Below are 11,817 nucleotides of genomic sequence, written 5' to 3'. Positions count from 1 at the left end.
GGCCCTCCTGACGGTGACATCGATCCGGGAAGTGGAAGACAGGGCCTCATCCACCGCCATGGGCCATGCGGGTCGCCTCGTAGGCCTGCATGTGTGCAAGGCTCACCCTCAGCAGCGGCGCATCCAGTCGAGCTTCATGCGCGCGTCGCAGCATGTCCCCAATGATGTGTTCATGCTCGGTAGGGCCACCACGTTGCAGATCGCGCAGCATCGATGCGGTGCCGGTGGACTCGCGCTCGGACAATGTCGTGAACATGCGGGCATAGGCGTCCTGCGATGGGATGTACCCTGAGGCGGCGGCGGTCGCCACGCATTCGCCGAGCATCTGGCGCACCAGCGCTTCGCCATCTTGTGCCTGCACGATTGCGCCAACTGGCGCGCGCATCAGCGTGGTCATGCCGGCATAGGTCGTGAGGAATACGAACTTCTCCCACATCTCCTGCAGGATGTCCTGGCTCAACACCGGTGCGAAACCGCCGCGCTCCATCAATCCATGCAACGCCTGCGCCGCGTCCTGCTGGCTGTGGGTGCGTGCGCCGAGGGCGAGGCGCTGCAGCGTGTTGAGATGCTGGATTTCACCGGCCGGGCCGAGCGCCACACCGATGTGGCACAGGCCGCCCAGAACGCGCTCGGCGCCGAAGCGCGCATCCAGGTGATCCAGATGCCGCACCCCATTGAGCAGCGGAACGATGCATGTCGAGGGGCCGATGGCGGGCGCGATGGCAGTCATCGCGCCCTCAAGATCGTAGGCCTTGCAGGCCAGCAGCACGGCATCCACGGACGGCGGTGCCTCGACGACTGTTTTCACGGGAAGGGTCAGGTCACCCAAAGGGCTCTTGATGACGAGCCCGGTCTCGGCGAGTTGTGCGGCGCGTCTCGGCCGGACCAGGAAACGCACGTCCACGCCGGCCGCGGCGAGACGCCCGCCGAAATAGCCCCCGATCCCACCTGCACCCAGCACCAGAAGACGCATGGCCATGCTCCTGTTTGAATTTAAGAATTTCTACTATAGTAGAAATTCGTGGCGCGATCGATTTCAGCGCCATTGATACCCCACGCATCCATCCTGACTTGATTGCGGCCCATGCCGAATTCCTCCGCTCCTCAGACCACGCCGAAAGGCGAGCGCGCCGAAGCGCTCCCGAGCAATCTTCGGCGTCTGCGCCTGGAGGCGCAGCTCACCCTCGATCGGCTCGGGGCGTTGTCGGGCGTGAGCCGCGCGATGATCTCCAAGATCGAACGTGGCGCGTCGGTTCCCACTGCCACGGTGCTGGGCAAGCTTGCCGCCGCACTGCAGGTCAGTCTGTCTCAACTCCTGGGGGGATTCCATGCGCGCCAGCCCAGGCTGCATGGCAGGGAGCGCCAGGCGGTCTATCACGACCCCGCTTCCGGCTTTGAACGCCGTTCTCTTTCGCCGCTGTTCGAGGACGGCGCGGTCGATCTGGCCTTCAACGTGTTGCCACCGGGCAAGTTCGTCGAGTTTCCCCCGCACCATGCAGGCGTGGAGGAGTTTCTCGTCGTGCATGAGGGGGCGCTTGCCGTGGTCATCGACGGCAGGCGCTTCGACGTCGCTGCCGGAGATACGTTGTTCTTTCCTTCGGATTGCGTGCATGAGTTCCGCAATGAAGGCGGCGAGCCGGCTGTCTTCTATATCGTGATCAACGATCGGACGCGGCGTTAGGCGGCGAGATCGCCCCGGCACGACCGTTCGCCGCGGCATGATCCCGACATGCATCCTGGCGACCGCGTGGTTACCGGCATTGCTTTCGGCAAATCGGGAGCCGACGGATTCGCTTTGTTTGCTGTGACAAAGGGCCGGCGCGGCGATGGTGATGGCTCGTTGTTTCAGGACACCGATCCATGCGCCCATCCCGCCAGCCCTTCCGTATTGCCGGACGCAGCCATCTGATCCGTTTGCCCGGCTTGCTCCTGGCCGCCATGGCCAGCGGCTGCGCGATGACGAACGCCGTGCCACCGACGCCCGTATCCAAAGTCACCGACATCGCGCCCGAAGCCGTGATGGAGTTCGTGCCGGTGACGCGGTATGGCCGCTACACCTTGGTCGAACTCGCGCCCACAGCGGCCCAGCACGACCTGTTGCTGCAGGTGGTGGATGTGGAGATCCCCGGCACGCTGGGCGCCACCGTCGGGGATGCCCTCCGGCACCTCGTTCTGCGTTCCGGCTACCGGCTGTGCGATGAGCAGTCCGCCGATCTGTTGGCCTTGCCGCTGCCGGCGGCTCACTACCGGCTCGGCCCGGTCCTGCTGCGCGATGCGCTCTTGACACTGGCCGGCCCCGTCTGGGATCTGCAGGTCGACGACGGTGAGCGGAAGGTGTGCTTCATCCGCAGCCTCAGGGAGGCTCATACGCCGCACGAGCCCAAGCCACCGGAAATCAACCGTTCGGCGGAGCCCCCTCCGCTGATCCGGGAGGTTTCGCCATGACCATCCGGGACTCGGCGACGGGACAGCGCACGACGCTGCTGCGGGTCGCGGCCGCAACCTGGTTGTTGCTCGTCAGCGCGGTGGTGCTGGTGGATCACATGGCCTTGTCCGGGCTGGCGGAACAGACCCAGGCCTTCGCGCCCACCGCGCAGGTGTCCCTGCTCGAATCCCGACTGGACGGCCTCTCGCATCGGATCGAACAACGCCACACTCAGCCCGCCGCCTTGCCGCAGGCGCGCTACGAGCAGGACACCGCGGCGTTGGACCAACGGCTGGCGGCGATCGAGCTGGCGCAGGCCCATCACGCCGCGACCGATGCGCTGCACGCATTGGAAACCCGCGTCACGCGACTGGAAGCCCGCCCGGTCTCGCGCCAGCCCAAGCTGCCCGCACCACGGCCATCCCAACCTGTGGCGACCCAACCCAAGCCTGTTGAGCCTTCATTCCGCCTGATCGGAGTGGAACTGCGTGCGGGAGAACACTTCGTGTCGGTGATGCCTGCCGATGGCACCGGGCTGGCCGATGTCCGCCTGCTGCGCGCCGGAGAGTCGGAGGGTGGCTGGCGACTGGACGGGATCGAGCGCGATGGCGCCGTCTTCCGGCAGGGAGACGAGATCCGCAGGCTGCCCATCCCGCCCCGATAAGGAGGCCCACACCGATGGTCCCGCGCCACTTGACCCCGCCGTTGCTGGTTGCATTGCTGGCCGCCTCCGCCATGCAGGCGGCGCTCGCGCAGCCCACCGGCGCAACCACCGCGGCCAGGACGGCGCCGAGCCGTGAAGTGCCTGCGGCCATCGCTCGCAGCGACAAACAGCGGGCGAAGGACTGGGGGCTGCGCACGGATGAATGGACGCGCTATCGCGAGTTGATGCAGGGGCCGCTGGGCGTCTACTCGCCCAGCCTCGACCCGCTCACCGCCCTCGGCATCGAAGCACGTTCCGACGAGGAGCGCCGCCGCTACGCGGAATTGCAGGTTCGGGCCGAAGCCCAGCGGGTCGAGAAGACGCTGGCCTACCAGCGTGCCTACGACGCCGCCTGGCAACGGATCGCGCCGGGCATGGCGAGGGTCAACCTACCCGGGGCCAAGCCGACCGGCGCGAGCACCGCCATCGCATCAGGCACCGACCGAACCGCCATCTTCGTGAAGGACGGCTGTACCGCCTGCGACCAGGCCGTGCAGCGGCTGCAGACGTCGGGCGTCGAGTTCGATGTCTATGTCGTCGGCAGTCGCGCCGACGACGCGCGCATCCGTGAATGGGCACGCCGGGCCCGTATCGACCCGGCGAAGGTGCGCGCCCGGCACATCACCCTCAACCACGACGGTGGCCGCTGGCTGTCCCTCGGCCTGCAGGGCGAACTGCCCGCCGTCGTACGCCAGGTCGGCGGCCAATGGCAGCGACAGTAGGCCTCGCGCGTCTCGCGCTCCTGCTGCTGGCCTGCTGGGCGCTCGGCCAGGCGAAGGCCGAGGAGGTCCCGCCGCCGGCCTACCAGTTCGCGGCACAGCGCGCGGGCATCCCGGCAGCGGTGCTCTACGCCGTGGCCTTGCAGGAGAGTGGCGCCCGGTACCACGGCCGCCTCGTGCCCTGGCCCTGGACGCTCAACGTGGCCGGGGCATCGCGTCGATTCGCCACCCGCACCGAGGCCTGCACCGGCCTGCACCAGGCATTGCGCGACGTGCCGCGCACCCGCATCGACGCCGGCCTGGGCCAGATCAACCTGGGCTACCAGCGCCACCGCTACGACCACCCCTGCGAACTGCTCGATCCCTATCAGAACCTGGCGCTGGCCGCGCAGATCCTGCGCGAGCAGCACGCGCCGGGCCAGGACTGGCTGATCACGATCGGCCGCTACCACCGTCCCGCTGGTGGCGCACCCGCTGCGCGCTACCGACAGAGTGTTGGCCGCCACTTGGCCCGCGTACTGGGCGAGCCAGCGCGGGGCGCGGATACCCGGAGAACCCTGCCATGAAGCCTCGAATCTTCCGTCCGGCTACGCGGTGGCTGATCGGCTTGCTGCCGCTCGTGTCCGTGCCAGCCGCTTTCGCACAATCGCCGCCCTTGATCGTCGTCGAGGATCACGGCGGTGCCTCCGCGCTGCCTTACTACCAAGCCCTGGACCTGCAACCGCGCACCGGAAGCAGGCCATCACCCAGGATCGAGATGCCACGCCTGCCCGAAGGGCCTTCTGGCGAGGCGGCCATGCTGCCAGTGCGTTCGGCCCATTTGGCCCCTGGCGATGTGGCTCCCCGGGCGATCCAGGCGCCGGGGCTCACGCCGATGTTCCTGGTTGGTGATGACCAGCGCTCCCATGCCTGGCTGCGCCAGCGTGCCCCGGCGCTGCGCGAGCTCGGGGCCGTGGGGTTGGTGGTCCAGGTCGAGTCACCGCAGGCACATGCGGCACTGCGTGCCCTGGCGCCCGGGCTGATGCTGGCGCCGGCGTCCGGGGACGAACTGGCCGGGCGCCTGGGGCTGCGCCACTACCCGGTGCTGGTGACCGCCACCGGCATCGAACAGTGAGGAAGGCCCGATGGCCCAGCCGCACGCCGTCGAAGTCCTGCTGCGGCCAGCGGTGGAGCTATACACCGTTGCCGTATGCGCAGGCGCCGCGGTGGTGTGCGTGGTGGCACCGTGGTCGCTCGCGCTGAATCCGGTACTCGGCCTCGGCAGCGGGCTGGCCTTCCTGGCCTTCGGCGCGGTCCGCCTGCGCGACGCCTGGGCCATCCTGCGCTACCGCCGCCACATCCGTCGTCTGCCACGCTACGTGATGACGAGCCGTGACGTGCCGGTGAGCCAGTACCGCCTGTTCGTTGGGCGTGGCTTCCGCTGGGAGCAACGACACACCCATCGGCTGACGCAGACCTACAAGCCCGAGTTCCGGCGCTACGCCGAACCGACGACGTTCTACCGCCTGGCGCGCCGCCTGGAGGAGCGGCTGGAGTTCGCGCCGCCGCCGCTGCCTAGGCTGGCGCGGGCATTGGCCTGGGACAACCCGCTCAACCCGGTCCGGCCTTTGCCGCCAGTGGGTGGCATGCCGCGCCTGCATGGCATCGAGCCGCACGAGACCGACGTCACCCTGCCGCTGGGCGAGCGCGTGGGCCACACCCTGGTGCTCGGTACCACGCGAGTGGGCAAGACGCGCCTGGCCGAACTGTTCATCACCCAGGACATCCGTCGCAAGATCCATGGCGAGCATGAGGTGGTGATCGTCTTCGATCCCAAGGGCGATGCCGACCTGCTCAAGCGCATGTATGTCGAAGCCAGGCGCGCCGGACGCGAGGGTGAGATGTACGTCTTCCACCTGGGCTGGCCCGACATCTCGGCACGCTACAACGCCGTGGGCCGGTTCGGGCGCATCTCGGAAGTCGCCACCCGCATTGCGGGGCAGCTTTCCGGCGAGGGCAACAGCGCCGCGTTTCGCGAGTTCGCCTGGCGCTTCGTCAACATCATCGCGCGCGCCCTGGTGGAACTGGGGCAACGGCCAGACTACCTGCTGATCCAGCGGCACGTCGTCAACATCGACGCGCTCTTCATCGAGTACGCCCAGCACTTCTTTGCCCGAACCGAGCCTAAGGCCTGGGAGGTGATCGTCCAGCTCGAAGGACGCCTCAACGACAAGACCATCCCGCGCCACATGGTCGGGCGAGAGAAGCGGGTGGTGGCACTGGAGCAGTACCTGTCGCAGACGCGAACCTATGACGCGGTGCTCGACGGCCTGCGCTCCGCGGTGCGCTACGACCGCACCTACTTCGACAAGATCGTCGCTTCGCTGTTGCCGCTGCTGGAGAAGCTCACCACCGGCAAGATCGCGCAACTGCTCGCGCCGAACTATTCCGACCTGTCCGACCCGCGCCCGATCTTCGACTGGATGCAGATCATCAGGAAGCGGGCCGTGGTCTATGTGGGACTGGATGCGCTGTCCGACGCCGAAGTGGCGGCGGCCGTCGGCAACAGCATGTTCAGTGACCTGGTGTCGGTGGCGGGGCACATCTACAAGCACGGCATCGACGATGGCCTGCCGGGGGCGTCAGCCGATCCCAAGGTCGCCATCAACGTTCATGCGGACGAATTCAACGAACTGATGGGAGATGAGTTCATCCCGCTCATCAACAAGGGTGGCGGTGCAGGCATGCAGGTCACGGCCTATACGCAGACGCTCTCGGACATCGAGGCGCGCATCGGCAATCGCGCCAAGGCCGGCCAGGTCATCGGCAACTTCAACAACCTGTTCATGCTGCGGGTGCGCGAGACCGCCACCGCCGAACTGCTGACACGACAACTGCCGAAGGTGGAGGTCTACACCACCACGCTGGTCAGCGGCGCCACCGACAGTTCCGACATCCACGGTCCGACCGACTTCACCAGCAACGCGCAGGACCGCATCAGCACGTCGAGCGTGCCACTCATCGAGCCTGCGCACGTGGTCGGCCTGCCCAAGGGGCAGTGTTTCGCCCTCATCGAAGGCGGTAACCTGTGGAAGGTCCGCATGCCGTTGCCTGCGCCCGATCCGGACGAAGCCATGCCCCGGGACCTGCAACAACTGGCCGGCTACATGCGCCAGCACTACGCCGAGGCGGGGGAATGGTGGGAGGGCAACGGGCTGCCCCGGTCGCACGACGACGCGTTGCCAGCGGATCTGGCCGAGGAAGTGCAAGAAGGCACGCCGGATGAAGAGGCGCCATCGTGAAAGAGCCCGCCGCGACCGCCGAGCGACAGCAGGCACGCCAGCGCGGCCTGGTCGCCAGCGTGGTCACGCTGCCATGGCGCCTGTTCGGCGTGTTGGTCGCCTCGCTGCTGCTGTCCATCGTCATCGAATGCGTCGGCATGCACCTGTTCTGGCCCGACCAGGGCTGGCGCCACGCGCAGGGCATGCTCGACTACGAACTGAACCAGCTCTCCACCCATTTCACCCGGAGCGCCGTTGTGCAGGAGCCGGGACGCACCGCGCGCTGGCTGGTGGAGAGCACCTACGAGTGGGTTTTCGTGAAGACGGGCTTGTTGGACTGGATGCGCGACGCCTCGGCGCAGGCTAGCGCACCTAGCCGAGGCGTGCACCGGGACTTCCGCTATTACCTCGCCCAGGTCTATGTCTGGACCGAGCGCTATCTGATTGCCGCCGGCTTCACCGTCCTGACATTCATCGTCCGCCTGCTGGTCTTGGTGCTCACGCTGCCGCTGTTCCTGCTCGCGGCCTTCGTCGGCCTGGTCGATGGCCTGGTTCGCCGCGACATCCGCAAGTTCGGCGCGGGGCGGGAATCGGGCTTCGTCTACCACCGGGCGAAGGCGGCCTTGATGCCGCTGGCGGTGTTGCCGTGGGTGACCTACCTGGCGTTACCGGTGTCATTGCACCCTTCGATGATTCTGCTGCCTGCAGCGTTTCTGCTGGGACTGGCGGTGAACATCGTGGCGGCGAGCTTCAAGAAGTACATTTAGCCGATTGTTGGACCAGGACTACACACTACGACCTTCATCGACCCACGGGTCATGGCGACGTAAAGGTTCTGTGCGCTCATACCCTCGATATTTAGCAGCACCGCGACTTCGGCTTCCAGCCCCTTGAGCAACAGCGTGCTGCCGACGGCGCGTTTTGGTAGCGGGCGCCCCAACAGGCGGTTCTCTTCCCGCACGCGCCGGGCCGCTTCTGCCAGAGGGACGGCCCCCGACGAGGCTTCCCGGAGCGCCTTAAGCATCCCGTAGAGGATGGCCGGCCGATGCACACGTACGTTCGGCAGTGCCCGCAGTTCCGACAACAGCGCGGCGGCCGCAGCGAGAGAGGGCGCGCGCCCGAACGCCAGTGCGCGGCTTTCTGCCTCGTTCGGAGGATTCCTTGCAGTTCCCTTTGCCAACGACTCCAGGCGCCGCGTCAACTCCGCCACGCCCACATTGGTCATAACGCTCTGCGCCAGCGCCAGTAACTGCGCGAGAGCATTCGGTGCCCCCGCATCAAAGTTGCTAGCGAAGGCGATGAGGTCTTGCAGATCGACGGCCTCGACCGTCGAAGCGCCCGGCGTCTGGCTCGCAAAGTTCTGCTGTGCTGCTCGGTTGCGGCTATCGGCGATGATGAGCACGCGCCCGTCAGCGGTTGGCGATGCCGTCCTCGCAGCGGCTAGGCGCTGGGCATGGTCGTTGGGTGGTACGGCCTGCATCCAGGTCACATGCTCCGGTGGCCCACTACGCAGATCCACCGACTGCCCTGCCGCCAACAACCGGCGGGCCTCCAACAACCATTGTCCCAGCGCTTCCGCGCTGGCGTTGCGCCATCGCCAGGGCGTTGCCAGTTCCCCGACGACAGGAAAATGCGCGCACACGTGCTGGTTCCAGTCGGCCAGCGTATTGCCCCGGAACCCGAAGATCGCCTGCATGGGGTCGCCCAGCACGCAGGTCGGCAGGATCAACGAGAGGAAATAGACGATGTAGTGCTGAGGCACCGAACAATCCTGGTACTCATCCACGATCAGATGCGCATACGAGGCTTTCAGCACCTCACTGACGTGCCCGGCCTGCAGGAGCTTCCAGGCGGCGTCGCGGATAGCCGGGTAGTCCCGCGCAGGTGCAGCCAGCCGCAGAATCTCTGGATCGTGGGCGCTGCGGCCCGGAAAGGTCGAGATGAGCCGGATAGCCCAGCCATCGATCGTGCTCAATCGATAGGCGCTGGCTGGCACACCGGCGCGGTCCAGCCGGCCACGCAAGGCCGCGACCCCGGCATTCGTGTGTGTCAGCACGAGAATGGGCTTGTTGCCCCGATGACCGGCAAGCGCGTGGGCAATCAGCTGTGTCTTGCCGCAGCCGGCCGGTGCGGTGACGGTTCCGCGTTGGATTGCACGAAGGTCGATTTCAACGTGGTCCATCAGTGGCCCACCCGAATACCTGGTCCATCAGAGCGCGGAATCCCTGATCGCAAAGATGCAGGTCCGGTGCAACGATGGTCCTCGCCACGTCCTCCATCCACGAGATTTGCTTGAACCAGCCAGCTTTTCGGATGCGCGCCGCCTGACCAAGAATGGCCCTGCGTTCGGCCGACAGGAGGCCGGTGTTCTGGATCTCGTCCCAGATCTGCTGGAAGGTGAGCGTGTTGTTCGAGACAGTGCGCAGGTGTTCGACGATCAGGTCGCCATGCAATTCGTTGGCGTAGCCGATCAGCCTCTGGCAGGCAACCGGCGTGAGACTTCCGAACAGCTCGTCCTCCAGCGCACGGCCCGCGCGGTAGGCGACGACGGTGCCACCGTTCTCGACAAAAGCCTACTCGACCGCAGGTGTGGGCTTCTTGTCGTCGTCGCGCAGCACCATCACCCGGTAGCCCAGAGACTGGAATGCGGAGGCGCGCGCATACGGTCGATCCGGCTCCCCGCCACCGCAGTCGACGAGCGCCACGCCCAATGCAGCCAGTGACGCATTCCTCTGGTCAAGCCTGTATAAGTCCAGCCCGCGCAGCAGGCCTATCTCGCTGGCTCCCTCGCACACGACCACGGAGCCAGCCAGGAAAGCCTCGGGATAGAGGCGGATCGTGCTCTGGATGTCATTGTCGGCGCCGACCAGGCGAGCCTCATGGCCGAGGGGGCCACGGCGCAATACGAAGAGCTGGTCGCCCGACAGTTCTCTCAGCGCCACGGGTGAGTGGGTGGTGAGGAACACCTGCAGCGGAGCAGCGGCCTCCTTGGCTCCGAGGGAGCCCAAGAACCTCGCGATGCGGTGCGGCTCCAGCCCGTACTCCAGTTCGTCCGAGAGCACGATTGACGCCTGACCGGCCGCCTTGCGCTGTAGGCCAGCGACAAGCAGACGCGTGGACCCGACGCCCAGGCTGCGAAGCGGGATGCCGCTTTCGTTGTGCAGGGAGATGGTGCCGCCACCGAACGACACCGAATGCGAATCCAGCAGCGCCTTGGCCTTGGCGCCGATGTTGACGCCCAGCTCCTGAGCAGTGGTGGTTACGATCCCCAGCGCTTCTCCCAACTGTTGTTCGGCCTGGTCTCCGAAGCCACTCCGCGCATCTCTGGCGGCCTTGACGAGGGCGGCCGATGCGTCGGCTCGCTCTTCCGAGATGCGGTTCAGTACCGAGCCGCGCTGCCATCCCAGGTTGAAGTCCGCCAGCGCGCCGATGCGAGTGGGCGCCAGGGCGACGCGATCCTTCCATGCGAGCGTCTTGACGATGCCTTGCTGTGCGGCGCGGTCGGAGACGAGGGTCCACGAGGGCTCCAGGTCACTGGCGACCGTCAGGTTCAGGCAGAGCACAACCTCCGCGCCGGCAGAGGGCTCGTCTTCGACGACGCCAGTGTTGGCGTGGTATCCGCGCAGGAATGCACCAAAGCCCTCCAGCGTCCTCATGCTGTCATCGAGGTCGCCGAGCGTCAGCGTGATGCTGATTGGGGTTGTGATGTCCAGGCCGAAGAAGTCCGCATCCGAGAACTGGACATTGCGTCTGGCCCCCAGACATAGGTCGATCGCGTCCAGCACCGTGGACTTGCCGCTGTCGCCCGGACCGATCAGGCAGTTGATGCCAGGCGTCGGGCACCAGGTCAGCAGCTGGATGCCGCGGAAGTTGGCGATCTGGATTTTTCTGATTCGTGCCATGCGTATCCCCCGCGCATTGAAGCCGCTCCCACTGAAATCGCAACACCTCACTATCCACTCGGGCCGCCTGCTGCAGGCCTCCTGCCCAGTTCTCTACTTGGTAGGGCGAGACAGCGACTCGGCAAGCTCCAACAACTTTGCGACGTCCTCTGCGGGCAATGACGCCTCCTTGAGGTATCGCACTAAAGCCATCGCTTCAGGCTGCGTGTGCAAGTAGTCGACGACTTCAGGGTCAGTCGAAGGCGATAGGCGGAACAACACGTCGGGATCTGCCGCCAGCACCTTCGCTAGAGCTTTGATGACCTCAGGCCTAGGCGGAGACTCCTTACCACGCTCGATACGGCTCAAGTAGGCCGGCGAAATGCCGACTAAGCCTGCCGCTTCGCGTAAGCCAAGGCTCTGTGCCACCCGAAGGTCGCGAATCGTCTCTCCAAAGCTACTCATACCGCGCATCCTACCTCAGGTGTTTAGTGTTGTGCAACATTTAACACGCTTAGTAGGCTACTCCATTGTTTGGTAAAGTTTGCTCTTTCCTGCCGATCTTGGGCCAGGACCATGCCGGCCAACCTGCCCACGTCGTCACTTTTCAGGAGCGAACAGATGCTTGGGGAAGAAGTGTTCACGGTTAAAGAGGTCGCCACGCTCTTAAAGGTCGGCGAGAAGACGGTCTACTCCATGGCCCAGGCTGGAGAACTACCTGCGTTCAAGGTGCGAGGTCAGTGGCGATTCGCCCGAAAGGACATCGATACATGGATAGAGCAGCAGAAACACACAACCCATGATTTCGGCGAGGAAGACCAGAAATGAC

Annotated in this window: 14 protein-coding genes; 9 read left to right on the top strand and 5 right to left on the bottom strand. The window is 65.9% G+C overall.

Translation table 11 applies throughout. The annotated features are described in order from the left end of the window. Positions 1-46: 46 nt before the first annotated feature. Complete coding sequence (panE, locus tag V3B30_RS16135; RefSeq protein WP_329809726.1) at positions 47-979, bottom strand: 2-dehydropantoate 2-reductase; 933 nt, start codon at positions 977-979, stop codon at positions 47-49. Between the two features lie 105 nt (positions 980-1,084). Here panE and V3B30_RS16130 point away from each other — a divergent pair, with 105 nt between their 5' ends. The 8 genes from V3B30_RS16130 (at position 1,085) to V3B30_RS16095 (ending at position 7,874) form a co-directional block, all read left to right on the top strand. Then, complete coding sequence (locus tag V3B30_RS16130) at positions 1,085-1,681, top strand: XRE family transcriptional regulator (protein ID WP_060833076.1); 597 nt, start codon at positions 1,085-1,087, stop codon at positions 1,679-1,681. 179 nt (positions 1,682-1,860) lie between these two features. After that, a complete protein-coding gene (locus V3B30_RS16125) occupies positions 1,861-2,445 on the top strand; it encodes a PilL N-terminal domain-containing protein (RefSeq protein ID WP_329809725.1) in 585 nt (194 codons plus the stop codon). Continuing rightward, on the top strand, positions 2,442-3,089 hold the full coding sequence (locus V3B30_RS16120; RefSeq protein WP_329809723.1) for a hypothetical protein: 648 nt from the start codon (positions 2,442-2,444) through the stop codon (positions 3,087-3,089). The genes V3B30_RS16125 and V3B30_RS16120 overlap by 4 nt, the downstream gene beginning before the upstream one ends. Before the next feature lie 29 nt (positions 3,090-3,118). Continuing rightward, positions 3,119-3,850, top strand: a complete 732-nt coding sequence (locus tag V3B30_RS16115; protein ID WP_329809751.1) for a TIGR03759 family integrating conjugative element protein — start codon at positions 3,119-3,121, stop codon at positions 3,848-3,850. Next, the gene (locus V3B30_RS16110; RefSeq protein ID WP_329809722.1) at positions 3,835-4,413 is read left to right on the top strand and encodes a lytic transglycosylase domain-containing protein; all 579 of its coding nucleotides are present in this window, start codon (positions 3,835-3,837) and stop codon (positions 4,411-4,413) included. The genes V3B30_RS16115 and V3B30_RS16110 overlap by 16 nt, the downstream gene beginning before the upstream one ends. Then, positions 4,410-4,961, top strand: a complete 552-nt coding sequence (locus V3B30_RS16105) for an integrating conjugative element protein (protein ID WP_329809721.1) — start codon at positions 4,410-4,412, stop codon at positions 4,959-4,961. Before V3B30_RS16110 ends, V3B30_RS16105 begins: the two co-directional genes overlap by 4 nt. A gap of 10 nt (positions 4,962-4,971) precedes the next feature. Further along, positions 4,972-7,128, top strand: coding sequence for a type IV conjugative transfer system coupling protein TraD (gene traD / locus V3B30_RS16100; protein WP_329809719.1), 2,157 nt, complete (start codon positions 4,972-4,974; stop codon positions 7,126-7,128). Then, the gene (locus V3B30_RS16095) at positions 7,125-7,874 is read left to right on the top strand and encodes a TIGR03747 family integrating conjugative element membrane protein (protein WP_329809718.1); all 750 of its coding nucleotides are present in this window, start codon (positions 7,125-7,127) and stop codon (positions 7,872-7,874) included. The genes traD and V3B30_RS16095 overlap by 4 nt, the downstream gene beginning before the upstream one ends. Here V3B30_RS16095 and V3B30_RS16090 read toward each other — a convergent pair. The 4 genes from V3B30_RS16090 to V3B30_RS16075 form a co-directional block, all read right to left on the bottom strand. Then, positions 7,871-9,289, bottom strand: a complete 1,419-nt coding sequence (locus V3B30_RS16090; RefSeq protein ID WP_329809716.1) for a UvrD-helicase domain-containing protein — start codon at positions 9,287-9,289, stop codon at positions 7,871-7,873. The genes V3B30_RS16095 and V3B30_RS16090 overlap by 4 nt on opposite strands. Further along, a complete protein-coding gene (locus V3B30_RS16085; protein WP_329809715.1) occupies positions 9,276-9,560 on the bottom strand; it encodes a hypothetical protein in 285 nt (94 codons plus the stop codon). The genes V3B30_RS16090 and V3B30_RS16085 overlap by 14 nt, the downstream gene beginning before the upstream one ends. A 120-nt stretch (positions 9,561-9,680) precedes the next feature. After that, positions 9,681-11,009 (bottom strand): AAA family ATPase, encoded by a 1,329-nt coding sequence (locus tag V3B30_RS16080; protein ID WP_329809714.1) that lies wholly within the window; start codon positions 11,007-11,009, stop codon positions 9,681-9,683. A 93-nt stretch (positions 11,010-11,102) separates the two neighbouring features. Further along, positions 11,103-11,453: a helix-turn-helix transcriptional regulator gene (locus V3B30_RS16075; RefSeq protein WP_024889609.1), complete on the bottom strand. Its 351-nt coding sequence runs from the start codon at positions 11,451-11,453 to the stop codon at positions 11,103-11,105. A gap of 111 nt (positions 11,454-11,564) precedes the next feature. On the opposite strand from V3B30_RS16075, the gene V3B30_RS16070 reads away from it, so the two are divergent. Continuing rightward, positions 11,565-11,816: a helix-turn-helix domain-containing protein gene (locus V3B30_RS16070; protein WP_223819789.1), complete on the top strand. Its 252-nt coding sequence runs from the start codon at positions 11,565-11,567 to the stop codon at positions 11,814-11,816. Position 11,817: the final 1 nt, after the last annotated feature.

It is taken from the genome of Stenotrophomonas sp. SMYL41, from assembly GCF_036319965.1.
GTDB classification, from domain to species: Bacteria; Pseudomonadota; Gammaproteobacteria; order Xanthomonadales; family Xanthomonadaceae; genus Stenotrophomonas; species Stenotrophomonas maltophilia_R.
Note: the sequence above shows the minus strand (reverse complement) of the source record. Positions and strands in the feature narration are given on the sequence as shown.